Source organism: Micromonospora sp. S-DT3-3-22, assembly GCF_015354745.1.
Lineage (GTDB): Bacteria > Actinomycetota > Actinomycetes > Mycobacteriales > Micromonosporaceae > Micromonospora > Micromonospora wenchangensis.
The window spans coordinates 34,102-59,557 of the sequence record NZ_JACGMO010000015.1; the positions used below are offsets into that span (position 1 = coordinate 34,102).

24 protein-coding genes and 2 pseudogenes are annotated in these 25,456 nt (G+C 73.9%); 7 read left to right on the forward strand and 19 right to left on the reverse strand.

From position 1 onward, the window contains the following. Positions 1–35: 35 nt before the first annotated feature. The 4 genes from H1A17_RS06635 to H1A17_RS06650 all read right to left on the reverse strand — a co-directional run bounded on the left by H1A17_RS06635 (position 36) and on the right by H1A17_RS06650 (position 3,037). Positions 36–518 carry an SRPBCC family protein gene (locus H1A17_RS06635; protein WP_145922063.1) on the reverse strand — a complete coding sequence of 161 codons (483 nt, stop codon included), beginning with the start codon at positions 516–518 and terminating at the stop codon, positions 36–38. Between the two features lie 108 nt (positions 519–626). After that, positions 627–836 (reverse strand): DUF397 domain-containing protein, encoded by a 210-nt coding sequence (locus tag H1A17_RS06640; RefSeq protein ID WP_145922064.1) that lies wholly within the window; start codon positions 834–836, stop codon positions 627–629. Positions 837–992: 156 nt separating this feature from the next. After that, entirely contained in the window at positions 993–2,189 is a 1,197-nt protein-coding gene (fahA, locus tag H1A17_RS06645) for a fumarylacetoacetase (protein WP_194821383.1), read from the reverse strand. Then, a complete protein-coding gene (locus tag H1A17_RS06650) occupies positions 2,186–3,037 on the reverse strand; it encodes a hypothetical protein (RefSeq protein WP_194821384.1) in 852 nt (283 codons plus the stop codon). Before H1A17_RS06650 ends, fahA begins: the two co-directional genes overlap by 4 nt. 95 nt (positions 3,038–3,132) lie before the next feature. On the opposite strand from H1A17_RS06650, the gene H1A17_RS06655 reads away from it, so the two are divergent. Then, positions 3,133–4,314 (forward strand): homogentisate 1,2-dioxygenase, encoded by a 1,182-nt coding sequence (locus tag H1A17_RS06655; protein WP_194821385.1) that lies wholly within the window; start codon positions 3,133–3,135, stop codon positions 4,312–4,314. 24 nt (positions 4,315–4,338) lie between these two features. Here H1A17_RS06655 and H1A17_RS35505 read toward each other — a convergent pair. The 5 genes and pseudogenes from H1A17_RS35505 to H1A17_RS06675 form a co-directional block, all read right to left on the reverse strand. Further along, positions 4,339–5,175 (reverse strand): annotated as a pseudogene (locus H1A17_RS35505) (hypothetical protein); the annotation flags it as partial. Between the two features lie 528 nt (positions 5,176–5,703). Beyond that, positions 5,704–5,892: pseudogene (locus H1A17_RS34250) on the reverse strand (tetratricopeptide repeat protein); the annotation flags it as partial. A gap of 7 nt (positions 5,893–5,899) precedes the next feature. Further along, positions 5,900–6,382, reverse strand: a complete 483-nt coding sequence (gene ispF, locus H1A17_RS06665) for a 2-C-methyl-D-erythritol 2,4-cyclodiphosphate synthase (RefSeq protein WP_088643252.1) — start codon at positions 6,380–6,382, stop codon at positions 5,900–5,902. Positions 6,383–6,398: 16 nt separating this feature from the next. After that, entirely contained in the window at positions 6,399–7,094 is a 696-nt protein-coding gene (gene ispD / locus H1A17_RS06670; RefSeq protein ID WP_145922068.1) for a 2-C-methyl-D-erythritol 4-phosphate cytidylyltransferase, read from the reverse strand. 54 nt (positions 7,095–7,148) lie between these two features. Next, the gene (locus H1A17_RS06675; RefSeq protein ID WP_007073334.1) at positions 7,149–7,634 is read right to left on the reverse strand and encodes a CarD family transcriptional regulator; all 486 of its coding nucleotides are present in this window, start codon (positions 7,632–7,634) and stop codon (positions 7,149–7,151) included. A 328-nt stretch (positions 7,635–7,962) separates the two neighbouring features. Here H1A17_RS06675 and H1A17_RS06680 point away from each other — a divergent pair, with 328 nt between their 5' ends. Further along, on the forward strand, positions 7,963–8,694 hold the full coding sequence (locus H1A17_RS06680) for a hypothetical protein (RefSeq protein WP_145922069.1): 732 nt from the start codon (positions 7,963–7,965) through the stop codon (positions 8,692–8,694). A 75-nt stretch (positions 8,695–8,769) separates the two neighbouring features. On the opposite strand, the gene H1A17_RS06685 is transcribed toward H1A17_RS06680, so the two are convergent. The 4 genes from H1A17_RS06685 to H1A17_RS06700 all read right to left on the reverse strand — a co-directional run bounded on the left by H1A17_RS06685 (position 8,770) and on the right by H1A17_RS06700 (position 12,605). Continuing rightward, a complete protein-coding gene (locus H1A17_RS06685; RefSeq protein ID WP_145922070.1) occupies positions 8,770–9,333 on the reverse strand; it encodes a hypothetical protein in 564 nt (187 codons plus the stop codon). Between the two features lie 184 nt (positions 9,334–9,517). Then, positions 9,518–10,579, reverse strand: a complete 1,062-nt coding sequence (locus H1A17_RS06690) for a type III polyketide synthase (protein WP_194821386.1) — start codon at positions 10,577–10,579, stop codon at positions 9,518–9,520. Positions 10,580–10,636: 57 nt separating this feature from the next. Further along, positions 10,637–11,803: an acyl-CoA dehydrogenase family protein gene (locus H1A17_RS06695; protein WP_194821387.1), complete on the reverse strand. Its 1,167-nt coding sequence runs from the start codon at positions 11,801–11,803 to the stop codon at positions 10,637–10,639. 43 nt (positions 11,804–11,846) lie between these two features. Next, a complete protein-coding gene (locus tag H1A17_RS06700) occupies positions 11,847–12,605 on the reverse strand; it encodes a bifunctional 2-polyprenyl-6-hydroxyphenol methylase/3-demethylubiquinol 3-O-methyltransferase UbiG (protein WP_194821388.1) in 759 nt (252 codons plus the stop codon). A gap of 46 nt (positions 12,606–12,651) precedes the next feature. On the opposite strand from H1A17_RS06700, the gene H1A17_RS06705 reads away from it, so the two are divergent. The 4 genes from H1A17_RS06705 (at position 12,652) to disA (ending at position 17,284) form a co-directional block, all read left to right on the forward strand. Then, a complete protein-coding gene (locus H1A17_RS06705) occupies positions 12,652–13,494 on the forward strand; it encodes a UbiA family prenyltransferase (RefSeq protein WP_194821389.1) in 843 nt (280 codons plus the stop codon). A 142-nt stretch (positions 13,495–13,636) separates the two neighbouring features. Beyond that, positions 13,637–14,416: a copper chaperone PCu(A)C gene (locus tag H1A17_RS06710; protein ID WP_145922075.1), complete on the forward strand. Its 780-nt coding sequence runs from the start codon at positions 13,637–13,639 to the stop codon at positions 14,414–14,416. Between the two features lie 92 nt (positions 14,417–14,508). Beyond that, on the forward strand, positions 14,509–15,960 hold the full coding sequence (radA, locus tag H1A17_RS06715; RefSeq protein ID WP_194821390.1) for a DNA repair protein RadA: 1,452 nt from the start codon (positions 14,509–14,511) through the stop codon (positions 15,958–15,960). Positions 15,961–16,102: 142 nt separating this feature from the next. Further along, on the forward strand, positions 16,103–17,284 hold the full coding sequence (disA, locus tag H1A17_RS06720) for a DNA integrity scanning diadenylate cyclase DisA (RefSeq protein ID WP_145922077.1): 1,182 nt from the start codon (positions 16,103–16,105) through the stop codon (positions 17,282–17,284). Positions 17,285–17,295: 11 nt separating this feature from the next. On the opposite strand, the gene H1A17_RS06725 is transcribed toward disA, so the two are convergent. The 3 genes from H1A17_RS06725 to H1A17_RS06735 form a co-directional block, all read right to left on the reverse strand. Continuing rightward, positions 17,296–18,027 carry a hypothetical protein gene (locus tag H1A17_RS06725; RefSeq protein WP_145922078.1) on the reverse strand — a complete coding sequence of 244 codons (732 nt, stop codon included), beginning with the start codon at positions 18,025–18,027 and terminating at the stop codon, positions 17,296–17,298. Positions 18,028–18,175: 148 nt separating this feature from the next. Further along, positions 18,176–18,739 (reverse strand): peptide deformylase, encoded by a 564-nt coding sequence (locus H1A17_RS06730; RefSeq protein WP_145922079.1) that lies wholly within the window; start codon positions 18,737–18,739, stop codon positions 18,176–18,178. A 175-nt stretch (positions 18,740–18,914) separates the two neighbouring features. After that, the gene (locus H1A17_RS06735) at positions 18,915–19,427 is read right to left on the reverse strand and encodes a glycine cleavage system protein R (protein WP_145922080.1); all 513 of its coding nucleotides are present in this window, start codon (positions 19,425–19,427) and stop codon (positions 18,915–18,917) included. 96 nt (positions 19,428–19,523) lie between these two features. Between H1A17_RS06735 and H1A17_RS06740 the strand changes: the two genes are divergently transcribed. Then, entirely contained in the window at positions 19,524–20,429 is a 906-nt protein-coding gene (locus H1A17_RS06740) for an A/G-specific adenine glycosylase (protein ID WP_194821391.1), read from the forward strand. 118 nt (positions 20,430–20,547) lie between these two features. On the opposite strand, the gene H1A17_RS06745 is transcribed toward H1A17_RS06740, so the two are convergent. From H1A17_RS06745 to lysS, 3 genes are all read right to left on the reverse strand, one after another. Continuing rightward, positions 20,548–23,073: an ATP-dependent Clp protease ATP-binding subunit gene (locus tag H1A17_RS06745; protein WP_088647575.1), complete on the reverse strand. Its 2,526-nt coding sequence runs from the start codon at positions 23,071–23,073 to the stop codon at positions 20,548–20,550. A 415-nt stretch (positions 23,074–23,488) separates the two neighbouring features. Next, positions 23,489–23,833: an Lsr2 family protein gene (locus H1A17_RS06750; RefSeq protein ID WP_168222573.1), complete on the reverse strand. Its 345-nt coding sequence runs from the start codon at positions 23,831–23,833 to the stop codon at positions 23,489–23,491. Between the two features lie 113 nt (positions 23,834–23,946). Next, the gene (gene lysS / locus H1A17_RS06755; protein ID WP_194821392.1) at positions 23,947–25,455 is read right to left on the reverse strand and encodes a lysine--tRNA ligase; all 1,509 of its coding nucleotides are present in this window, start codon (positions 25,453–25,455) and stop codon (positions 23,947–23,949) included. Position 25,456: the final 1 nt, after the last annotated feature.

Genomic DNA, 25,456 nt, shown 5'->3' on the forward strand with positions numbered 1-25,456 from the left:
AGTTGGGCCGCGGGTCGCCGGTGCCCGGACGCGGATCAGGCGGCGGTGGCCCGGCCGGTGCTGCGCACGGTGGCGGCCAGCGCGGTCAGGTCGTGCCGGATCGCACCCTCGACCGTCCGGGCGGCCAGGCCGCCGAAGAGCAGCGCCATCACCCGCCCGTACGGGGCGGTCGGCAGGGCCCGGTGTTCGACCGTGACGGCGGTGCAGGCGCGACGACGCCGGTGCACGGCGCGCAGGGTCCAGGTGATCCGGTAGTCCACCCCGATGCCCGGGGAGGCGAGCACCAGCCGGTGCGGTGGCTCGGCGGCCAGCACGAGGAACTCTTCCGCCTGGTCGCCGCCGTCCGGGCGGGTACGGGTCTCCCGCCACGCGGTGCCCGGACCGAACGGCCCGGGGGTGAGCAGCTCGGCGGCGCTGACCGTGCAGAGCCAGTCGACCCGGACGGGCAGGTCGGTCAGGAGTTCCCACACGTCGACGGCCGACGCCTCGATGACATCGGTGACCGCAACCGTCGACATGGCACCTCCCGTGTCGTCCACCGTACGGCGGGTGAGCGACCAACGGGGGGCCGTACGGTGAAATTTCCGTCACCGGCGTCCCGGGGTGGGACGCCGGTGACGGGGGGGTCAGGGGCGGAAGGCCCCCTGCCGGACGGCGCCGACGAACGCCGTCCAACCCGGTGGGCCGATGACCAGGGCCGGGCCCGACGGGTCCTTGGAGTCGCGTACCCCGACCACGGCCCGGGTACGGACGAGGTTGTCCGCCACCTCCACACAGAGCCCCTGGTCGTTCGAGCGGCTACTGGTGCGCCACACCGCGCCGACGAGATCGTTCATGCTCGTACCTCCCTCTCCACTGGGACGTGCCACGCCGACGCGCCCCGCGCCGCCGACGGGAGACGGCGGCGCGGGGCGTACGGCGGAATCCGGTGGGAGAAACGCGGCAGGAGCGTCGCGCGGTCGGACAGCGGGTGCGACCGTCCGACGTCGGGCTCAGCGGGCGGGCAGGATGCGCCCGGTGACCTCGCCGAGGGCGACGGTGGAGCCGTCCGGGCCGGGCGCGGTGGCCCGCAGGGTGACGGTGTCGCCGTCGGCGAGGAACGTGCGGGTGTCCCCGCCGACGGTGACGGGTTCGGCCCCGCCCCAGGTCAGTTCCAGGAACGAGCCCACCTGGCCGCGTTCGGGGCCGGAGACCGTGCCCGAGGCGTACAGGTCGCCGGTACGCAGGGACGCGCCGTTGACGGTGAGGTGGGCCAACTGTTGGGCGGGGGTCCAGTACATGCCGGCGAACGGCGGCTCGGTGACCCGCTCACCGTTCCACTCGACCACAAGCCGCAGGTCGAGGCCCAGGTGCGGGGTCTGGCGCAGGTAGTCCTGCACCGGCGGGTCCTGCTGCGGGGCCGGCACGAACGCGTCGGCCAGGGCGTCCAGCGGGGTCACCCAGGCGGAGACGGAGGTGGCGAAGGACTTGCCGAGGAACGGCCCCAGCGGCTGGTACTCCCATGCCTGGATGTCCCGGGCCGACCAGTCGTTGACCAGCACCACCCCGAAGACGTGGTCGGCGAAGTCGGCGGTGGGCACCCGGTCGCCGAGCGCGCTCGGCACGCCGACCACGAAGCCCACCTCGGCCTCGATGTCGAGGCGTACCGACGGGCCGACGGTCGGGCCCTGGCCGGTGGCGCGCTGCCCGCTCGGGCGGACGACCGGGGTGCCGGAGACCACCACCGTGCCGGCCCGGCCGTGGTAGCCGATCGGCAGGTGCTTCCAGTTCGGCAGCAGCGGCGGCTGGCCGGGGCGGAAGATCTGCCCGACGTTGCCGGCGTGGTGTTCGGAGGAGTAGAAGTCGACGTAGTCGGCCACCTCGAACGGCAGCAGCAGCTCGACCGCGGCCAGCGGCAGCAGCAGCGGCTCGACGGTCCCCCGGTGCGCCGGGTCGGTGAGCAGCTCGACGATGCGCTGCCGGACCGAGGCCCACTGCGGGCGGCCCAGCGCCATGAAGTCGTTGAGGGTCGGCCGGCGCAACGCCCCGGCGGCGAGCACCAGCCCGGCCTCCTCCGCCGCCGCCAGGTCGAACACCAGGTCGGCGACGCGTACGCCGATCCGGGGTGGCCGCCCGTCGTGCCGGAACACCCCGTACGGCAGGTTGGTCACCCCGTACGGCGAGCCGTCCGCGCCCGTCACCCAGCTCATCGGTCGAATCCCCCGTTCACCAGCCCCAGCCGGATCAGATCGGTAAGTGGTTCCCGCACGCTGCACGAGCCGAACCCGATCCACAGCGGACGGTCGTCGTCCCGGGCCGCCCGGGCCGGCTCGACCACCCGCAGCGGATCGGTGTCGGCGAGCAGCGCGGCGACGGCGTCCACCTCGGCACCGCCTGCGGCGGCGAGGGTGGCGGCCAGCACGTTGCCGAAGCCGTGGTGGGTGAAGCCGGTCTCCGGGTCGATCTGGCGCAGCGCGTGGTGCAGCCCGGCGGTCAGCTTGAACGGCAGCGCCCTGTCCCGGCAGGCGCAGATCACCGCGGCCAGTTCGACGGGGGTGGGGAAGAGTTCGGCGGCCAGCCCGCCGGTGCGGAACTTCGCGGCGACCGGTTCGCCGGCCGCGCGGGCCTCGGCGAGGGTGTCCAGCGCGGCGGTCAGCCCGAAGGTCAGCGGCAGTTCGGCGTACCAGTCGAGGTCACGGTGCCGGGTGAGCACGCCGCGCAGCGCGGCCAGGCCGGGTTGGGGGTCCTCGCCGCGTCGGGCGACGGCGACCTCGACCTGCCGGACGGTGATGCCGGCGGTGGCGAGCCGGGCCAGCGCGGCGGGCAGCCCGGCGACGCCGGTGTCGCCGATCAGCCCGGTCACCGTGCCGTCGGGCAGGCCGTCCAGCTCGCCGACGGCGGAGGCGGGCACCAGCAGCGGGCCGACCAGGTCGGCGTACCAGGAGGTGCGGTGTTCGCGGTGTGCCGCGATCGCGTCGGGCAGCGACGCGCTGCCGGGCGGGAAGACGGCGGCGTCGTCGACGAGTCCGGCGAGGAGGCGGGGGACCTGCGTTGACACGAGACAAGAATCTACGGGACGCTGTCAAGGAACGGACAGCGACGTCCGGTTATCGGACGCCACCGGCCGGATATCGGGACAATACGGGAGGCGACATGCCGTACTACCGCAGCGTCGGCGAGGTGCCCCGCAAGCGGCACACCCAGTTCCGCCAGCCCGACGGCAGCCTCTACACCGAGGAGCTGATGGGCCAGGAGGGGTTCTCCGCCGACTCGTCCCTGCTCTACCACCGGCACCCGCCGACCGCGATCGTCGCCGCCGAGGAGTTCACCCCGCCCGGGTACACCCGGCTGCCGAACCACCCGCTCAAGCCGCGCCACCTGCAGACCCACAAGCTCGACGGCGCGGGGGCCGACCCGGTGCTCGGCCGGCGTCAGCTGCTCGCCAACGACGACGTCCGGATCGGGTACGTGCTGGCCGACCGGCCGTCCCCGCTTTACCGCAACGCCACCGGCGACGAGTGCCTCTACGTCGAGGCGGGCACGCTGCGGCTGGAGTCCACCTTCGGCGCGCTCGACCTGGTCGCCGGCGACTACGCGGTGATCCCCACCTCGACGGTCCACCGGCTGGTCCCCACCGGTGACACCCCGGTCCGGCTGCTGACCATCGAGGCCACCGGGCACATCGGCCCACCCAAGCGCTACCTGTCCGTACGCGGCCAGTTCCTGGAGCACTCCCCCTACTGCGAGCGGGACGTCCGGGGGCCGGACGCGCCCCTGCTCGTCGACGGCACCGACGTCGAGGTGCTGGTCCGCCACCGGTCCCGGGCCACCGGCACCGCCTGGACCCGGCACGTCTACGCCCACCACCCGTTCGACGTGGTCGGCTGGGACGGGCACCAGTACCCGTGGGCGTTCTCCATCCACGACTTCGAGCCGATCACCGGCCGCCTGCACCAGCCGCCACCGGTGCACCAGACCTTCCAGGGCCCCAACTTCGTGATCTGCTCGTTCGTGCCCCGCAAGGTCGACTACCACCCGGACGCCATCCCGGTGCCGTACCACCACCACAACGTCGACTCCGACGAGATGCTCTTCTACACCGGCGGCAACTACGAGGCCCGGCGCGGCTCCGGCATCGGGCAGGGCTCGATCTCGCTGCACCCGTCCGGCTTCACCCACGGCCCGCAGCCCGGCGCGGCGGAACGCTCGATCGGCGTCGACTTCTTCGACGAGCTGGCCGTCATGGTCGACACCTTCCGCCCCCTCGACCTCTGCGACGCCGCCGTCGAGTGCGAGGACCCGGGCTACGCCTGGACCTGGTCCCGCCACCCCTGACACACCCGGCCACCGGCCCGGAGGCTAGGAGACGCCCGCGCGGGTGGCGGCGATCAGGGTCGACGGCACCGCGACGGCGATCGCGAGCACCAGCGGCCACGGGCTGCCCACCAGGGCGAACAGCAGCAGCAGGGCCGGGCCGGCCGGGACGGCGTACACGGCGAACGCCAACGCCCGGTCCTCCCGGCGCAGCGCCGGCAGGACCACCCGGCCCAGCTCGGGCACCTGCCGGGACAGCCGCCAGGCCAGCAGCGCGCCACCGGCCGCCGCCAGCACCGCCACCACCCGGCCCGCCCCCGCCCCACCCGCCGCCAGGAACGCGAGCAGCAGGCTGGCGACCAGCGACCAGCCGCTGCCGATCAGGACGAGCCGGCGCAGTCCGGCCCAGAGCGGCAGTTTCTCGGCCCGGGCCGGCTGCACCGGCGCCAACGCGGCCACCTGTTCCAGCGCCAGCACCCAGCGCCGCCGCTCCAGCCGCAGCACCCCCGGGTCGTGCCGCGCCTCGGCCAGCTCCGGGTCGAGCCGCAGCGCCTCCCGGTAGGCCCGCTCGGCCAGGTCGAACAGCTCCAGCCGGCCGGCGACCAGGGCCAGCACCAGGTGCGCCTGCGGCTCCTCGGGGGCCAACTCCACCCCGCGCCAGGCCGCGTTCAGCGCCGGCTGGCCGTTGCGCGCCTCGGCCAGGATCGCCGCGGCGCTCCGCTGTGCGTACGCGTCACCCGGCCCGGCCGCCAGGATCCGATCGGCGGTACGCGCCGACTCGGCGTACTCCCCCAGGTCGGCGAGGGCGATCGCCCGGACGACCAGCGCGGCGGTCGGCACCCTCGCCCCGGCCGTGCCAGCTGCACCGGCTCCCCCGGCCGGGCCGGAGGGGCCGGAGGGGCCGGAGGGGCCGGAGGGGCCGGAGGGGCCGGAGGGGCCGGAGGGGCCGGAGGGGCCGGGCACGCCGGCCGGGCCGGAGAAGGCGGGCGTCCCCGGCCGGCCGGGGTCGACCGGCGGTGCGGGCCACTCCGGCGGCGATCCGGGCGGGCCGGGCGGCGTCGGCGGGCCCGCCTGTTCCGGCGCTGCCCATGGTCCCGGAGGGCCGGCCGGTGCCGGCGCACCCGACGGGTCGGCCGGGTACGGCACAGCCGGTGATCCGGGTGCCGCCGACGCCCCCGGGGGTGCCGGAGGTCCGGCGACGTCCGGGGACGTCGAGGGCGACCCCGCCGCGCCCGGGGTCGCCCCGCCGACCGCCGCTCCCGGCGGCACCGGCGACCCTGGAGGCACAGTCGATCCCGGGGGCACAGTCGATCCCGGGGGAGTGGGCGGCTCCGGGGGCACAGCCGGGTGCGGCGGGGCGGGGAGCGGCGGGGCGCCGGGGCGGGGTGGGGTGATCGCCGCGTCGGCGGCGGCGAGCGCCTCGCCGGGGCGGCCGGCGGCGAGGTGCAGCCGGGCCAGCAGCGTCAGCGCGGCCGGGTCGGTGGGGGCCAGGGCCAGCGCGAAGCCCAGTTCCTCGGTGGCCTCGTCGTGGCGGCCCAACTCGGCCAGCAGCTGGGCCCGCTGCCGGTAGCCGTCCAGGGGCGACTCGTCGTCGGTCATCGCGGCCCTACCCGGCCGACGCGTCGTAGACCAGGGCCACCGCGATGCCGGCGAGGCCCTCGCCCCGCCCGGTGAAACCGAGGCCGTCGCTGGTGGCGGCGGTGACGGTGACCGGTGCGCCGACCGCTGCGGAGAGCACCTGCTGCGCCTCGTCGCGACGCGGCCCGATCCGGGGCCGGTTGCCGACGACCTGCACCGAGACGTTGCCGATCGCGTACCCGGCCGCGCGGACCCGGCGGGCGGACTCGGTGAGCAGCGTGACCCCGGAGGCGGCGGCCCACTCCGGCTGGTCCACCCCGAAGTTCGCCCCGAGATCACCGAGCCCGGCGGCGGAGAGCAGCGCGTTGCAGGCGGCGTGGGCGACCACGTCGGCGTCGGAGTGTCCGGCCAGGCCGTCCTCGCCCGGCCAGTGCAGGCCAGCCAGCCAGCACGGCCGGCCGGCCGCGAAGGCGTGGATGTCGGTGCCGACGGCGACCCTGGGAACGATCATGGATCGAGGGTACGCGTCAGTGCCCGGCGGCCAGCAGGTGCTCGGCCAGGGTCAGGTCGAACGGGCGGGTGACCTTCAGCGCGTACTCCGAGCCGGGGACGCAGAACACCGGCACCCCCTGCTGCTCGACCAGGCCGGCGTCGTCGGTGAGCGGGTCACCGGCGGCGGCGTGCGCGGCGGCGAGCACCTCCCGGCGGAAACCCTGCGGGGTCTGCACGGCCCGCAGGGCGGACCGGTCGACGGTGGCGAGGACGACGCCGGCAGCGTCCACCCGCTTGATCGTGTCGCTGACGGGGAGCACCGGGACCACCGCGTCGTGGCCGGCCCGGACGGCCGCCGCCACCGCCTCGACGAGTGCGGGCGGGGTGAGCGCCCGGGCGGCGTCGTGCACCAGCACGATGCCGGGGCCGGGTGGCACCGCCGCCAGCGCGTTCGCCACCGACGCCTGGCGTTCGGCACCGCCCGCCACCACCAGGACCGGGGCGACCGGGGTCAGCAGCTGCCGGACGGCGTCGACCCCGGCGGCCGGGGCGGCGACGACGACGGTGTGCACCGACGGGGCGGCGGCGATCCGGCGTACCACGTGCACCAGCAGGGGCTCGCCGCCGAGGAGCCGGAGCGCCTTGGGACCGCCCGGTCCGAGACGTACGCCGGCACCGGCCGCAGGAACGAGGACCGCGACGTCACCGCGCGGATTGAGCTGCGCGGTCACGTCGCGGTCCTCGGGAATTCTTCGCTGCGGGGTGGGTACGACGATGCGGTGGGATCAGGCCTCGGTGAGGACCTTGTCGAGCAGCGTCTCCGCCTCGTCCTTGGTGCTCTTCTCAGCCAGCGCGACCTCGCCGACGAGAATGTCGCGGGCCTTGGCGAGCATGCGCTTCTCACCCGCGGACAGGCCCCGCTCCCGCTCCCGACGCCACAGGTCGCGGACGACCTCGGCGACCTTCAGCGGGTTGCCGGAGGCCAGCTTCTCCAGATTCGCCTTGTAACGCCGCGACCAGTTGGTCGGCTCTTCGGTGTGCGGTGCACGGAGCACGTCGAAGACCTTTCCCAGGCCCTCTTCGCCGACCACCTCACGCACACCCACGATCTCGGCGTTCTCGGCCGGCACCCGGACCGTCAGGTCACCCTGCGCGACCCTCAGGACGAGGTACTGCTTGGGTTCGCCCTTGATGACCCGAGTCTCGATTGCCTCGATGAGTGCGGCCCCGTGGTGGGGGTAAACAACGGTCTCGCCGACGCTGAAAACCATAGGTTCGAAACCCCTTTCGCTGTGTCTAGGGTAACACGCTCAGGCACCAATGTCCCGCTGCCGTCCTGACCGTTGGCGCAGCTCAGGGGCCCTGTGAGAGGCGTTGCTTCGGCTTGACAGGCGGCCAAACCAGTGGTTCAAACACGCTCCGTGAGCAGCGGATGACAACCCGGTACGGGTGATCGGAGCGCGGATTTCTCCAGCTGTGCGCTTCTCCCATGGTAGCCCGGCGGCGTCCCGGCCGCCCAGGTCTAGCGGCAGGAGGGTCCGTGCGGGACGCTGGAGGGGTACCACACACCGCTCGCCGCACCGCTTACCGGGGGGTCCGATGGGCATGCCCGACGCCGAGGGACACGGTCCGACCGACGGACTGCCCGACCTGCCACCGGAGTGGGGGCGGGTGGTGGTGCCGGACGACGCGTCCGCACTCGCCGACGAGGCCGCCCAGCTCCGCCGTGAGCTGCGCCGGCAGGCCCGGTCCGGCCGGTGGCGACGCCGGTGGGGGTTGACCGCCCGCCCCGACGGGCGGCCACCGCTCGGCCTGCCCCTGCTGATGCTCCTGGTGGCGGTGCTCGCCACCACCGTCGGGTTGGTGACCGTCACCTGGCCCCGGTCGTCCCGGGGCACCGAACGACCCACCGTCCTGCCGCAGACGGGCACGCCGGTGCCGCTGGTCGGGCGGTCGCTGCCCGCGCTGGACCTGGTCGACGTCGACCAGCGGCCGGTCCCGCTGCGCGGCCTGCTGCCCGCGATGATCATCCTGGTCGACGGCTGCGCCTGCGCCGAGCAGGTGGCCGCCGCCGCCAGCGCCGCCCCCGACGGGGTGCAGGTGGTCAGCGTCGCCGCCGGACGGGAGGTCACCCCCGCGCCACCGGTCGGCGGACCGGTCCGCGCCCTCGCCGACCCCGCCGGTGAACTACGCGCCGCGGTGCACCTGCCCGCCCAGGCCGGTGCCGCCCCGGCACTGCTGGTGGACCGGGCCGGCACGGTCGTCCGGGTGCTGCCCGAGCTGGGTGCCGCCGCCGACTACCGGGGCGACCTGATCCGGCTCGCCGGCTGACCCCGGCCGGGGTGTCGCTGCCGCCGGCCCGTCCGACCGGTCCGGGTCGCGGACCCGGCTGACCGACCGGGTCGCTCAGGGCACCGCGACGACCTGCGCCTCCAGCTCGACCGAGCCCGGCCCCACCACCGAGAACTCCAACCGGGTGCCACCGTCCGGGCCGCGCAACTCCCAGGCGACCAGTTCGCCGTCGCAGGCCGTCCGCCGGTGCTGCGGCGGATCGTCGTGCAGCACCGAGATCAGCAGCGTCCCGTCGCCCGAGCAGCGGTACTGGAACAGGTGGCGTGCGCCGTCCGGGGCCGACTCCCGGCGCACCGGCGGCCGGCCGGACACCAGCGTCATCCGCTCCCGCCAGGTGGTGTCGGTGAACGTCGGCAGCCCCACGTCCGGGTCACCGGAGGTCCCGGGCAGCTCGGTCGCGCTCAGCAGCCGCCCGGTACGGGCGTCGATCACCACCACCCGCCGGGTCGCCTCCGTGCCGACCGACGGCTGCGGTGACACCGTCGCCGCCGAGCCGACCGGGTCGACCGCCGGGGCGGTGGCCGACCACCACCAGCCGCCCCCGACCAGGGCGAGCAGGGCCGCGCCGGCCAGCACCGCACCGCGCAGCCGATCACCGCCGCCCCTCTCGATCCCCACCCGGCGAGGGTAACCAGCAGCCGACGGCTGCGCTCGGCGCAGCGCCGACCCCACCCACCCTGACCAGGTCGTCTACCTCACTCCGAGCGCTCCCGACCGGCCGGCGACGGGTCCGGGCCGGCCGGATTCCGGGCCGGACCCGGTTTCGGGCCGGGGTGCGGTGGCGGGTGGACCGGCGGGCGGCTCAGGAGCGGCGTTCGAGGAGCGCGGCGTAGAGGGTCAGTCCCGGGCCGAAGGCGAGCAGCACGATCCGGCGGGGCGGTGCCACCGCCCGCAGCAGCCGCTCCAGGATCAGCAGCACCGTGGGCGACGAACAGTTGCCGTGCGCGTCCAGCACCGCCCGGGAGGCCGCCAGCGCGTCGGCGGGCAGGGCCAGTTCCCGCTCCACCACGTTGAGGATGCGCGGCCCGCCCGGGTGCACCGCCCAGCCGTCCACCTCGGCGACCGTCGTGCCGTGCCGGGCCAGCAGGTCGTCCACCAGCCCCCGGACGTGCGCCGAGAGCACCTGCGGCACCTTCGGCGACAGGCCCATCCGGAAACCGGTGTCGGTGACGTCCCAGGTCATGTGGTCGGCGGTGGAGGTGTCGGTCACCGAGGCGACCTCACGCAGCGCGTACCCCCGGCCGGTGGTGCCGGTCCCGGGGACCAGCACGGTGGCGACCGCGGCATCGGAGAAGAGGGCGTGCGAGATGATCTGCTGGGTGTCCATCCGGGCCGAGGACGGCTGGATGTGCAGGCTGGTCAGCTCGGCGCAGAGCAGCAGCGCCGGCCGGTCTCGCGCGGTCACGAAGTCACCCGCCGCGCCCAACCCCGGCAGGGCCGCGTAACAGCCCATGTGCCCGACGAACATCCGCTGGCAGTCCGGGGCCATGCCCAGGTCGCGGGCGAGGAGGATGTCCAGCCCGGGGGTGGCGTAACCGGTGCAGGAGCAGACCACGAACAGCCCGAGGTCACCGGCGTCCAGGCCGGCGGCGGTCAACGCCCGGCCGATCGCCTCCTTGCCCAGCGGCAGCGCCTCCACCTGGTAGCGCCGCATCCGCCGGTCGGTCGGCCAGTCGGAGACGTCCTCCAGCAGCGGGTTGACCGCCGCCTGCCGGTGGGACACCCCCGAGTTGGCGAAGATCCGCTCGGCGAGCGCCCGGGTGGCCCCCGAGAAGTGCTTCGCGAAGTAGCCCGTCCAGAGTTCGTCCTGGGCGGCGCCGGGCGGGTGTGCCGCCCCCAGACCCGCGATCAACGGCACGGCCATCTGTCCCACCTCTCGTCCGCACTGCCCGTCCGGCGGTCGCCCCGACCCCCGTCACCCTCACCAACGAGGGGCCGTTCCGTCGCGGTCCGGGTCACCCCCGAGCACCGCCACCCCGAGCCAGTCGGCGCACACGTCCGAGGTCGCCGGATGCAGCGAGCCGCAGCGGGCGTCCCGGTAGAGCCGTTCCAGCGGATGCCCCCGGCGGGTCGCCGACGTCCCGGCCGCCTCCAGCATGGACGCCGCCACCTCCGCCGCCGTGGTGCCGGCGAGCAGCTTGGCCCGCCACACCCACCGGTTCGTCCCGGCGTCGCCGGGGGCGTCGTCGACCCGGCGGGCCGCCTCGGCCACCACCAGCTCCGCCGCCGCCACCGCCGCGTCCGCCCGGCCGAGCCGGGCCCGCACCGCCGGCAGGCCGCCGAGGTCCCGCGCGGTGAGGTGCTCGGCGGCGGCGTCCACCGCCGCCCGGGCGACCCCCACGTAGACGGCGGCGTAGCTGGCCACCAGCCAGTGCGGCATCAGCTGGGCGACCACCAGGGCCAGCCCCTCCACGCCACCGAGCAGCCGGTCCGCCGGCACCGTCACGTCCAGGTGCAGGTCGTGCGACGAGGTGGCCCGCATGCCCAGGGCGTCCCAGGTCGGCTCCACGGTCACCCCCGCACCGGCGGGCACCAGGAACTGGGAGACCAGCGAGGGGTCGGCGGCGCTGCGGGCGGCCACCAGGTAGCCGTCGGCGTGCCCGGCCCCGGAGCAGAAGGTCTTGCTCCCCTTGATCCGCCAGCCGCCGTCGACCGGTTCGTAGACCGTGCTGAGCCGGGACAACCGGGCCCCGGCGCCGCGTTCGCTCATCGCCACCGCGTACCAGGCGCCCTCGGCCGCCGCGCGCAGCAGCCGGTCCCGGGCGGCCAGCGCCTCGTCCGGTACGCCCAGCGCCTCGGCCAACTCCTCGGTGACCGCGCCGAGCGCGCCGGTGACCGAGGCGTGCATGTTGAACACCAGCGCGGTCGCGCCGTTGCCCCGGGCCAGTTCGGTGGCGACCGCCGCGTACCGGGCGAAGGAGGCTTCCGCGCCGCCCAGCGCGGCCGGGACCATCAGCCCGAAGAGCCCGGACTCCCGCAGGTCGGCGAAGTCGTCGACCGGGAACGTGCCGTCCCGGTCGTGCCCGGCGGCCCGTGCGGCGAACCTCGGTGCCAACCGGCGGGCCACCGCCGGTGCGTCCACAGTCATAGGTCCCCTTCCTGGGTGTTCCTGGTACCCCGAACCGGGGCGGCTACCCGTGCCGGACCCCCCGGCCCTGGTAGAGCACCGCCGTCGACCAGGTCGGACGGATCGCGGGCCCGCCGTCGGGCGCGTCGCGGGCGGCACCCCCACGGGTACGGCGCACCAGCCAGCCCAGCGTCGCCCGCAGCGCCGGCCGGACACCCCGTACCCGCAGGGCGACGCCGTGCCGGGCGCACTCGACGACCAGGGCCCGGTCGTCCACGAACAACCGTGGGTCGTGGATGCCCCGGGGCACGGTGGGCAGCCGTTCGCCCAACTCCACCGCGATCAGCCGGGCGAGCACCGTGTCGTTGAGGGTGTCCAGCACGAGCAGCCCGCCGGGGCGCAGCAGCCGGCACGCCTCGGCGACCGCCGCCCGCCAGTCGGGCACGTGCTCCAGCACCTCGCCGGCCGCCACCACGTCGGCGCACCCGTCGGCGAGCGGCACCGCCGTGGCGTCACCGGCCAGCGCGGTGACGCCGTGCGCCGCCGCCTGCTCCAGCGCCGACCGGGTGAGGTCCACCCCCACGTGCCGGTAACCCTTGCCGGCCAGGTGGGGGGCCATCAGCCCGGCGCCGCAGCCGAGGTCGACCAGGACCGCGTCGGGCCGGGACGCCGGTGGCACCAGGGCGGCGCGGGCCCGGGCCAGCCAGTGCAGCATCGCGAACGCGCCGTCGGGCCGCCACCACTCGCCGGCCAGGTCGTCGTACTGGCGGGGGTCGTTGGGGGGCAGCACCCGTACACCGTTGGACACCGGACCGTCACCCATGGCATCGAGCGTGGCACGACCGGCCGGTAACGACCAGACTTCCCTTATGTCGCGGACGGTGTTAGGGCTGGTCAAAGCGAGTCATCCGGAACCGGGCCTGGCCGTGACCACGGTGGCCGGGCTGCTCGCCGTCGCCGTCGGTCACCGTCCGGCCGGGACGGTCGCCGTGGTGCTCACCGTGCTGTCCAGCCAGCTCGCCGTCGGCTGGACCAACGACGCGGTGGACGCCGGGCGGGACGCCACGGTGGGACGTACCGACAAGCCGGTCGCCGCCGGGGCGGTGGGCCGCCGGACGGTGGTGGTGGCCGCCGTGCTGGCCGCGGTCGCCACCCCGCTGCTGGCGCTGACCACCAACCCGGTCGCCGCGCTCTGCTACACCGTCGGCCTGGTCTCGGCGCTGCTCTACGACTGGCCGCTGAAGTCCACCCCGGTCTCGGTGCTGCCGTACGCGGTCTCCTTCGGCTCGCTGCCCGCCTTCGTGGTGCTCGCCCTGCCGGGGGCGCCCGCGCCGCCGGTCTGGCTGGTCGTCGCGGCGGCCTGCCTGGGCGCGGGGGCGCACTTCGCCAACGTGCTGCCCGACCTGGCCGACGACGCCCGGACGGGGGTACGCGGGCTGCCGCACCGGCTCGGTGCCACCGGCAGCCGGCTGGCCGCCGCCGGGCTGCTGCTCGCCGCGACCGTCGCCCTCGTCCTCGGGCCACCCGGGCCACCGTCGTGGGTCGGCTGGTCGGCGGTGGCGGCGGCCGTCGCGGTGCCCACCGCCGGCTGGTACGCGGGCCGCCGCGTCACCGCCCGGGGCGACGGCCGTTCGGTGGCCGCCTTCCGGGCGGTGCTGGTGGTGGCCCTGATCGATGTGCTGCTGCTGGTGGCGAGCGGTCGGGTGGTCTGACCGGCACCCGCCCGGGTGGCGGCACCGGGTCCGCGTGCGGCCCTCGATCAGCCCCAACTACCCTGGAGCGCGGTCTGCGCGGGTATGACCACCCCACGCCCGGGGCACGCACCGGGTGGGGATCGTGACGAGGAGGACCGACGTGACGCGCTCGATCAGGGGTTCCCGGCGGGCCACCCTGCTGCTGTCCGGCCTGGCGGGGGCGACCGCCCTGCTGGCGACGGGCTGCGGGGCGGGCCAGGTTTCCGAGACCGCCAACAAGCAGCCGTCGGTCCAGGGGGTCAACGTCCAGACGCCGGACAACGCGTACAAGGTGCGTGGCCTCTACGTCGACTACCCGGGCGCGGACGGTCTCACCGCCGGGGCGAACGCCGCGCTCAACGCCGTGATCTACAACGACACCCGGGACCCGGTCACCGTCACCGTCACCACCGACAGCGCCCGGCAGATCGTGCTCACCGGGGCCGCCGGCTCGGCCAGCCCCTCCGGCTCCGCCTCCCCGTCGGAGAGCGCGTCGCCGTCCGAGAGCGCGTCGCCCTCGGGCAGTGCCTCCCCGGCCGAGGGGGCATCCCCCTCCGAGGGCACTTCGCCGTCGGAGGGCGCCTCCCCGTCCGAGGGGGCGTCGCCGTCGGCCAGCCCGTCCGCGCCGGCCGGTCAGCCGGCCCGGATCGAGATCCCGGCCCTCGGTTACGTGCAGCTCAACGTGCAGAACGGCCAGCACCTCCAGCTCGTCGGGCTGAACGAGGCGCTGCGCACCGGTCAGCAGGTCAACCTGACCTTCGACTTCGGCGACGGCCGTACCGTCAGCACCCCGGTCCCGGTCGGCGTGCCGCTGAGCCCGGCCGCCCGGCCCTCCCCGATCGTGCACCGCGAGGGTGGCGAGGAGAGCGGCCAGGAGGGCACCTCCGGCCACGGCGGCTGACCGGCCGGACCAGAAGACACCGACGACACCGTCGGCGTGGTGACCACCACGCCGGCGGTGTTTTCGTCACCGGTGGGGGTTAGCGTCCTGGGGTGACCACCTCCCGATCGACCCCCGCCCGGAGCGGCTCCGGCGCGTCCCGGGGCCGGGCCGCCCGTGAGCCCCGCCCCGCCTACGAGTGCGACGCCTGCGGCCACCAGCCGCCCAAGTGGGTCGGGCGGTGCCCGGAGTGCGGCGAGTGGGGTTCGGTGGTCGAGTCCACCGTCACCGGGCCGGTCGTCTCCGGCCGGGTGGTCAGCTCCCGGATGCCGGCCGAGCCGGCCCGGCCGATCGCCACGATCAGCGCCGCACCGGCCCGCGCCCGCCCCACCGGGGTCAGCGAACTCGACCGGGTCCTCGGCGGCGGCCTGGTCCCCGGCGCGGTGGTCCTGCTGGCCGGCGAGCCGGGGGTCGGCAAGTCCACCCTGCTGCTCGACGTGGCACAGCAGTGGGCGGCCACCGCCGGCAGCCCGTCGCTGGTGGTCAGCGGCGAGGAGTCGGTCAGCCAGGTCCGGTTGCGCGCCGAGCGGATGGGTGCCCTGCACGAACAGCTCTGGCTGGCCGCCGAGAGCGACCTGAGCGCCGTGCTCGGGCACCTCGACGCGGTCAAGCCGGGCCTGCTCGTCCTCGACTCGGTGCAGACCATCTCCACCACCGGCGCCGAGGGGGTGCAGGGCGGGGTCACCCAGGTACGGGCCGTCACCGCCGCCCTGGTCGCGGTCGCCAAGGAGCGCGGCATCGCCACCGTGCTGGTCGGTCACGTCACCAAGGACGGTCAGGTCGCCGGCCCCCGGGTGCTGGAACACCTGGTCGACGTGGTGCTGCACTTCGAGGGGGACAAGCACTCCTCGCTGCGGATGGTCCGGGGGGTCAAGAACCGGTTCGGCGCGGCCGACGAGGTCGGCTGCTTCGAAATGCACGAGGGGGGCATCAGCAGCCTGGCCGACCCGTCCGGGCTCTTCCTCACCCGATACTCCGAGCCGGTCCCGGGCACCTGCGTCACCGTGGCGATGGAGGGGCGGCGGGCGCTGTTGACCGAGGTGCAGGCGCTGATCGGCGCGACGGTGGCCGGGTCGCCCCGGCGTACCGTCTCGGGGCTCGACGGGGCCCGGCTGGCCATGGTGCTGGCGGTGCTGCAACGCCGTACCGAACGGCTGACCCTGCACGACCGGGAGGTCTTCGCGGCCACCGTCGGCGGCATCCGGGTGGTCGAGCCGGCCGCCGACCTCGCGGTCGCGCTGGCGGTCGCCTCCGGCGGGCTCAACCTGGCCATCGCGCCGCACCTGGTGGCGATCGGCGAGGTCGGGCTGACCGGGGAGGTACGCCGGGTCGGCGCGGTCCCCCGCCGGCTCGCCGAGGCGGCCCGGCTCGGCTTCCGGATGGCCCTGGTGCCGCCCGGGTGCGGCCCCGAGAGCACCGGCGCCGGCCCGGAGAACATGCGGGTGACCGAGGTCACGGACGTCCGGTCGGCGCTCCAGGCGGTCGCCCGCGCATCCGCGGAGTGACCGAGGGTGGCGACGGCGGGGTACCGGTCGGGCCATACCGGTCGACGTCCGGCAGGTCCGGCGGGTGGTAAGAATCCGACGCCGTGACACATCACAGTAACCACGAGAGCACCCACCGCAGGGCAGTCCGTAGACTGTGCGCGTGCCGACCGACCGCGACGCCGCCAAGCCTGCCGGCGCGACGCCCCACACCCGCGCCGCCGCCGTGGGCTCGCCCACCCGTCCGATCAGCGTGAGCGTGGCCGGGACCACCGGCAGCGCCGGTGATCCGCTGCGGGCCAACCTCGCCCTGATGGCGCCCGGCACCGCGTTGCGCGACGGGCTCGAACGCATCCTGCGCGGTCGGACGGGCGCGCTGATCGTCCTCGGCTACGACAAGGTCGTCGACGGGATCTGCACCGGCGGCTTCCCGATGGACGTCGAGTTCTCCGCGACCCGGGTCCGTGAACTGTGCAAGATGGACGGCGCGGTGGTGCTCTCCAGCGACGGCACCCGGATCGTCCAGGCAGGTGTGCACCTGATGCCCGACCCGTCCATCCCGACGGAGGAGTCCGGCACCCGGCACCGCACCGCCGAGCGGGTGGCCCGGCAGACCGGCTACCCGGTCATCTCGGTCAGCCAGTCGATGCGGATCATCAGCCTCTACGTCAACGGGCAGCGGCACGTGCTCGACGACTCGGCCGCGATCCTCTCCCGGGCCAACCAGGCCCTGGCCACCCTGGAGCGGTACAAGCTGCGCCTCGACGAGGTTTCCGGCACCCTGTCCGCGCTGGAGATCGAGGATCTGGTCACCGTCCGCGACGCGGTCGCCGTGGTGCAGCGGCTGGAGATGGTCCGCCGGATCGCCGACGAGATCGCCGGGTACGTGGTCGAGCTGGGCACCGACGGCCGCCTGCTCGCCCTGCAACTCGACGAGCTGATGGCCGGTGTCGACGCCGACCGTACCCTGGTCATCCGGGACTACCTGCCCGCCGGCCGCAAGTCACGCACCCTCGACGAGGCCCTGGTCGAGTTGGACCTGCTCGGCGCGACCGAGCTGATCGACCTGGTCGCGGTCGCCAAGGCGATCGGCTACCCGGCCGCCTCCGACGCGCTCGACGCGGCGGTCAGCCCGCGCGGGTTCCGGCTGCTGGCCAAGGTGCCCCGGCTGCCGGTGGCCATCGTCGACCGGCTGGTGCTGCACTTCGGCAGCCTCCAGCGGCTGCTCGGGGCGACCGTGGAGGACCTCCAGGCCGTCGAGGGCGTCGGCGACGCACGGGCCCGGGGCGTCCGCGAGGGGCTGTCCCGGCTGGCCGAGGCGTCCATCCTGGAACGTTACGTCTGACCGGGGGCCGGTCAGCCGGTGACGACCAGCTTGACCGGCTCGCTCAGCTTGGTGCCCACCCGGGCGAAGACCTGGTAGTTGCCGGCCGGCGGGTTGGGGCCCGCAGCCACCCCCTGCTTGCACCGGCTGGCGTCCATGCCGTTCCAGGTGAGCTGGTAGGAGCGCTCGAAGCCGGGGGTGAACGTCTGCACGTCGGACCCCCTGCCGGTGCCGCAGGTGTCCGACGACCAGACCTTCTCCGCCCCGGACTTGATGAACAGCTCCTGGGCGTCCGCGCCGACGTCCCGGTTGCAGGTCCGCTGTGACTTGTTCCTGATCTTGAGGCTGAGATCGACCGGGGCACCGCTGCCCACCTCGGCGGGGAGCGCCACCGGAGTCACCACGATCTCGCTGTCGGTGCAGGTGCCGTCGTCGACCCGGGCCTGGTTGGTCGGCGGGGCGGGCGGATCGGCGGCCGGGACGTTGCTCGCACCCGGATCGGCGGTCGGCCCGGCCGGCGGGCCCGCCGCGTCGGACCCACCCGACGGGGACGCGGACCCGGCAGGCGGCGAGGCGGCCGTCGGTGTGGTCGCGCCCGGCGCGGGGGCCGACGACGAGGCCCCGGCACCCGGTGTGGTGCCGGTGTCCCCCGATCGGGCACACGAGTAGAGCAGAACAACCAGGAGCAGAAGCCCCGCTCCGAGTACGACGGCGCGACGCCGCCAGTACACGGCGGAAGGCAGGGGACCGACCGTCAGACGCATGATGCCCCCACCGTAGCGGCGCGGCGCACGTGGACCGGCCACGACTCGCCGGGCATCGGCCACCGGGCGGCGAACGACGTTCCACTGACGACAGTCGGCCGGACCGATCCGGCGGGAATCCGCGTCGCCGACGTTCCGACCGGCCCGGTCACAGGTAGACCTTGCGTTGGTAGACCGCGTGCGCGCCGGCCACCCGGTCCAGGAACAGCAGCCCGGCACAGTGGTCGATCTCGTGTTGCAGGGCCCGCGCCTCGAACCCGTCGGTGACCAGCCGGACCGGCGTACCGCTGCCGGGCAGCACCCCCTCCACCACCAACCGGCTGGCCCGCTTCACGTCGCCGGTCAGGTCGGGCACCGACATGCAGCCCTCCCGACCCGGCTTCCACCGGCTCGCCTCCACCACCCGGGCGTTGCAGAGCACGAAGGTGCCGTGCACCGTCACCGCCTTCGGATGCCCGGTCACGTCCACCGCGAACACCTGCGCACCGACCCCGACCTGCGGCGCCGCCAACCCCACACAGCCGGGCGACACCCGCATCGTGGCGACCAGGTCGGCGGCGAGCCGGACGGTCTCCTCGGCGGTCGGGTCCACCTCCGGCCCCGGCCGGCTCAGCACCGCCTCGGGGGCACAGACCACCCGGCGCACCTCCCCCGGTACGCCCAGGTCCGCCGGGGTCCAGCCACCGAGCCCGACGTACGGTTCCGCGCTCACGGGCCTACCTCGGTTCGCGACTGCGGGGCTCGCAAACCCGGCTCACTCCTCGCGCTCACAGACCCCACCCCGGCTCGCGACTGCGGGGCTCGCAAACCCGGCTCACTCCTCGCGCCCACAGACCCCACCCCGGCTCGCGACTGCGGGGCTCGCAAACCCGGCTCACTCCTCGCGCTCACAGGAGGTCCGGGTCGGCGGGGCGCAGGGAGACCCCGACCCCCAGGTCGGCGGCCGTTCGGGAGAGCCGGCCGGCCAGCTCGTCGGCGCGGCCCGCAGGTAGGTCCACCTCGGCCACCACCACGTAGAGCGTGCCGGCCAACCGGGTGCTCAGATCCGTCACGTTGCCACCCATCTCGGCGATCACCCGGGTCATCGCCGCCACGATGCCCATCCGGTCCGCCCCGTGCACCGCCAGCACGTACGGCTCACCAGCCGGCGTCGCCGTACCGTCCGGGGTGACCGCGCGTACGGTGGCCAGGAGTTGTCCGTCGGCGGCCAGCGGCGTCAGGGCGGCCTCGACCTCGGCGGCGGCGGGGCCGACACAGATCAGGGTCATGGCGAAGTGACCACGCAGCCGGGTCATCGTGGAGTCGGTGAGGTTCGCGCCGAGCCCGGCGAGCACCTCGGCGACGTCGGCCACGATGCCGGGCCGGTCCCGACCGATGACGGTGATCGCGAGCTCGCTCATCCGGGCATTCTGCCCGATCCGCCCGGCGACCCGGCGACGCCCCGCCCGGCCCGCCCAACCAGCGGGAAGGCATCGCGTGACATCATCGTCGGCGCGATGACTGAACCCACCTTCACCACCCTGGTCAGCCGGTGGTACGAGCAGAACGCCCGCGACCTGCCCTGGCGGGTGCCCGGCACCGGGGCCTGGCCGATCCTGGTCAGCGAGGTCATGCTCCAGCAGACCCCGGTGGTACGCGTCCTGCCCGCCTGGCACGCCTGGCTCGCCCGCTGGCCCGATCCCGCCGCCCTCGCCGCCGACACCCCGGCCGAGGCGATCCGGATGTGGGGACGGCTCGGCTATCCCCGCCGCGCGGTACGGCTGCGCGAGTGCGCGGTGGCGATCGTGGAACGGCACGGCGGCCGGGTGCCCGACCAGCTGGACCAGTTGCTGGCGCTGCCCGGCATCGGGACGTACACGGCGCGGGCCGTCGCCGCGTTCGCCTACGGCCAGCGGCACCCGGTGGTCGACACGAACGTCCGGCGGGTCGTCTCCCGGGCCGTCGCCGGTGCACCGGATGCGGGCCCGGCCACCACCCCCGCCGATCTGGTCGCCTGCGCGGAGCTGCTGCCGGTGCAGCCGGCCGCCGCCGCGCTGGCCAGCGCCGCCTTCATGGAACTCGGGGCGATCGTCTGCACCGCCCGCTCGCCGCGCTGCACGAGTTGTCCGGTCGAGTCGATCTGCGCCTGGCGTGCCTCCGGCCAGGTGGCACCCGCCGGCCCGACCCGCAAGATCCAGCGGTACGCCGGCACCGACCGTCAGGTACGCGGGCTGCTGCTCGGGGTGCTCCGGGACGCCACCGGCCCGGTGCCGCACCAGCGGCTCGACCAGGTGTGGCACGACGACGTTCAGCGGGCCCGGGCACTCGCCGCGCTGGTCAAGGACGGCATGGTGGAGCCGGTCGGCGAGGGTCACTTCCGGCTCATCGGGGACGGCCCCGCCACCCAGCCCCTTCCCGGCTGACGGGGGCCGCATCCGGCCGGCCCGGCCGCGCCCGACTCGACAGACAGGGCGGCGGCCCGGTGGCTCACGCCACCGGGCCGCCGCCCTCGTGCTCGATGTCCTACCGACCCGTCGGGGCCTACTCGCCCGTGGTGGCGGCGCCACCCAGGTCGGCCGGGACGGCGTCCGGCACTGCGGCCGGACGGTCGGAGCCGTGGAAGACCAGCTTCGACTTGTCGATGTCCTCCGGGTCCCCCTCGCAGTCCACCACCACGATCTGACCGGGGGTCAGCTCGTTGAACAGGATCCGCTCGGAGAGGTTGTCCTCGATGTCGCGCTGGATCGTCCGACGCAGCGGACGGGCGCCCAGCACCGGGTCGAAGCCCTTCTTGGACAGGTACTTCTTGGCGTTGTCGGTCAGCTCCAGACCCATGTCCTTGTTGCGGAGCTGGCCCTCGATCCGCTGGATCATGATGTCCACGATCGAGAGGATCTCGTTCTGCCGCAGCTGGTGGAAGACGATGGTGTCGTCGATCCGGTTGAGGAACTCGGGCCGGAAGTGCTGCTTCAGCTCGTCGTTGACCTTCTGCTTCATCCGGTCGTAGGTGGACTCGGAGTCCTCCGACTGCTGGAAGCCCAACGACACCGCCTTGGCGACGTCCCGGGTGCCCAGGTTGGTGGTCAGGATGATGACCGTGTTCTTGAAGTCCACGATCCGACCCTGACCGTCGGTCAACCGGCCGTCCTCCAGGATCTGGAGCAGCGTGTTGAACACGTCCGGGTGGGCCTTCTCGATCTCGTCGAAGAGCACCACCGAGAACGGGCGACGACGGACCTTCTCGGTCAGCTGGCCACCCTCGTCGTAACCGACGTAACCGGGCGGGGCACCGACCAGGCGGGACACCGTGTAGCGGTCGTGGAACTCGGACATGTCCAACTGGATGAGCGCGTCCTCGCTGCCGAACAGGAACTCGGCGAGCGCCTTGGACAGCTCGGTCTTACCGACACCGGACGGGCCGGCGAAGATGAACGAGCCGGACGGCCGCTTCGGGTCCTTCAGGCCGGCCCGGGTACGCCGGATCGCCTTCGACACCGCCTTGACCGCGTCCTCCTGGCCGATGACGCGCTTGTGCAGCTCGTCCTCCATCCGCAGCAGCCGGGAGGTCTCCTCCTCGGTCAGCTTGTAGACGGGGATGCCGGTCCAGTTGCCGAGCACCTCGGCGATCTGCTCGTCGTCGACCTCGCTGACGACGTCCAGGTCACCGGCCTTCCACTCCTTCTCCCGCTGGGCCTTCTGACCCAGCAGCTGCTTCTCCTTGTCCCGCAGCTGGGCGGCCCGCTCGAAGTCCTGCGCGTCGATCGCGGACTCCTTGTCGCGGCGCACCTGGGCGATCCGCTCGTCGAAGTCACGCAGGTCCGGCGGTGCGGTCATCCGGCGGATGCGCATCCGGGCCCCGGCCTCGTCGATCAGGTCGATCGCCTTGTCGGGCAGGAAGCGGTCGGAGATGTACCGGTCGGCAAGCGTCGCGGCGGCCACGAGGGCGGCGTCGGTGATGCTCACCCGGTGGTGCGCCTCGTAGCGGTCCCGCAGGCCCTTGAGGATCTCGATGGTGTGGGCCAGCGACGGCTCACCCACCTGGATCGGCTGGAAACGACGCTCCAGCGCGGCGTCCTTCTCCAGGTGCTTGCGGTACTCGTCGAGGGTGGTCGCACCGATGGTCTGCAACTCGCCCCGGGCCAGCATCGGCTTGAGGATGCTCGCCGCGTCGATCGCGCCCTCGGCGGCACCCGCACCGACCAGGGTGTGGATCTCGTCGATGAACAGGATGATGTCGCCCCGGGTGCGGATCTCCTTGAGCACCTTCTTGAGGCGCTCCTCGAAGTCACCCCGGTAGCGGGAGCCGGCGACCAGGGCACCGAGGTCGAGGGTGTAGAGCTGCTTGTCCTTCAGCGTCTCGGGCACCTCGCCCTTGATGATCTTCTGGGACAGGCCCTCCACCACGGCGGTCTTGCCGACACCGGGCTCACCGATCAGGACCGGGTTGTTCTTGGTGCGGCGGGACAGCACCTGCATGACCCGCTCGATCTCCTTCTCGCGCCCGATCACCGGGTCGAGCTTGCCCTCGCGGGCGGCCTGAGTCAGGTTGCGACCGAACTGGTCCAGCACGAGGCTGGTCGACGGGGCGGCCTCACCCGGCGCGGTGCCGGCGGCGGCCGGCTCCTTGCCCTGGTAGCCGGAGAGGAGCTGGATCACCTGCTGGCGGACCCGGTTGAGGTCGGCGCCCAGCTTCACCAGCACCTGGGCGGCGACGCCCTCGCCCTCTCGGATCAGCCCGAGCAGGATGTGCTCGGTGCCGATGTAGTTGTGGCCGAGCTGTAGCGCCTCGCGCAGGGACAGCTCCAGCACCTTCTTGGCCCGGGGCGTGAACGGGATGTGCCCGCTCGGCGCCTGCTGGCCCTGGCCGATGATCTCCTCGACCTGCTGGCGGACGCCCTCCAGGGAGATGCCGAGGCTCTCCAGGGCCTTGGCCGCCACACCCTCACCCTCGTGGATCAGGCCCAGCAGGATGTGCTCCGTACCGATGTAGTTGTGGTTGAGCATCCGGGCCTCTTCTTGGGCCAGGACGACAACCCGTCGCGCTCGGTCGGTGAACCGCTCGAACATGCCCTCGTGCTCCTCACGTGCCGTGCGCCTCGACTGCGAGATCTTGGCGGGGCCGGTGCTCGGACGTCCGGGACGGGCGTCCGTGCCTCCTTACTCTATCGCCGCTGACCGACTCCGCTGAGGTCGTGTCTCCTCGTACCGAGCCGTTCCGACGTCGTTTTGACCAACCATCCGCGCTCAGGAGGTGTTCCGGCACCCCAGCCTGTACGCGCAGAGCGAAATTCGCCCGGGGTGCAGAACGCCCTCCCGGGGCCCCGTGGGTCATCCACAGGCTGTGGACGAACTCTCCACCGCCTGTGGACAACGCCCCCGGAGCCGGAGAGATTCCCTCCGGCCGGGCGATGCCGCCGACCCCGCAGACGGCGACGCCGGCCCGGAGGCGTGCTCCGGCCCGGCGTCGGTTCGCCGCTGACGCTCAGCGGGTCGCGTGGTACTCGTCGACGATCTCCTGCGGGATGCGGCCCCGGTCGGAGATGTCCTTGCCGTTCTTCTTAGCCCAGGACCGGATCGCCTTGTTCTGCTCGCGGTCGGCGGTCGCCCCGCCCCGGCCCCGGGCGGCCCGGCCACCCACGACCACACCGCCCCGACCGACCCGGGTACCGGCGGCCACGTACGGCGCGAAAACATCCCGCAATTTGTCGGCGTTGGAGTTCGACAGGTCGATCTCGTACTGAACACCGTCGAGGGCGAACTTGACGGTCTCGTCCGCGTCCCCGCCGTCCAGGTCATCGACCAGCTTGTGAATGATCTGCTTGGCCACGTCCCACATTCCTTTCGAGCAGGGTGCTCCTGCAATAGGAGCACGATAACCCGCCCGATGCTTGCCGCGTCAATAGGTCGCCGTAACGACCCGGCAAAGGTCCCACCGGGGAGCTACTCGGCGCGGACCAACGGGAAGAGGATGGTTTCCCGAATTCCCAGGCCGGTCAGCGCCATCAAGAGCCGGTCGATTCCCATTCCCATACCCCCGGCCGGCGGCATTCCGTACTCCATGGCCCGGAGAAAGTCCTCGTCCAGCCGCATGGCCTCGTCGTCGCCCCGGGCGGCCAGCTGCGCCTGCGCGACCAGGCGTTCCCGCTGCACCACCGGGTCGACCAGCTCCGAGTACGCGGTGCCCAGCTCGAAGCCGAGCACGTAGAGGTCCCACTTCTCGGCCAGCCCCGGCTCGCTGCGGTGGGCCCGGGTCAGCGGGCTGGTCTCCTCCGGGTAATCCCGCACGAAGGTCGGCGACTGGAGGCTCGGCACCACCAGTTCCTCGAACAGCTCCTCGGCCAGCTTGCCCGGACCCCACTTCGGGTCGACCCCCAGCCCCACCTTGTCGGCGTACTCCACCAGGCGGGCCCGGTCGGTGCGGACCGTGACCTCCTCGCCGAGGGCCTCGGAAAGCACCCCGAAGAGGGTCACCGAGCGCCACTGCCCGCCCAGGTCGAACTCGCGCCCGTCGGCGTGGGTCACCGTCGTCGAGCCGCTGACCGCCACCGCCGCCTGCTGCACGAGATTACGGGTCAACTCGGCCATCGTGTCGTAGTCGCCGTACGCCTGGTAGGTCTCCAGCATCGCGAACTCCGGCGAGTGCGACGAGTCGACTCCCTCATTGCGGAAGTTGCGGTTGATCTCGAACACCCGGTCGACCCCGCCGACCACGGCGCGCTTGAGAAACAGTTCCGGCGCGATTCGCAGATACAGATCCGTACCGAGTGCATTGCTGTGGGTCACGAATGGGCGGGCCGCCGCACCCCCGTGCAGCAACTGGAGCATCGGCGTCTCGACCTCGATGAATCCCTGACCGTGCAACGAGTCGCGCAGGCTACGCACCGCAGCCGCCCGGGTCCGGACCATCTGGCGGGCCTGCGGGCGGACGATCAGGTCCACGTAGCGCTGCCGGACCCGGGCCTCCTCGCTCAGCGGCTTGTGTGCCACCGGCAGCGGACGCAACGCCTTGGCGGTCACCGCCCACTCGTCGGCGAGCACCGACAGCTCACCGCGCCGGCTGGTGATCACCTCGCCGGTGACACCGACGTGGTCACCCAGGTCGACCAGGCGCTTCCAGTCCTCCAGCCGCTCCGCACCGACCCGGTCCAGGGAGAGCATCGCCTGCAACTCGGTGCCGTCGCCGTCGCGCAAGGTGGCGAAACAGAGCTTGCCGGTGTTCCGTACGAAGATCACCCGGCCGGTGACCGAGACCCGGTCCCCGGTCGCGGTGTCGGTGGGCAGCTCGGCGTACCGCTCGCGCACCTCGGCCAGGGTGCTGGTCCGGGGAAAACCGACGGGGTACGGCTCGACGCCCTCGGCGAGCATCCGGTCCCGCTTCTCCCGGCGGACCTTCATCTGCTCGGGAAGGTCGTCGGCGGGGTCCACTGGCACGGCGTTCTGCTCGGTCACG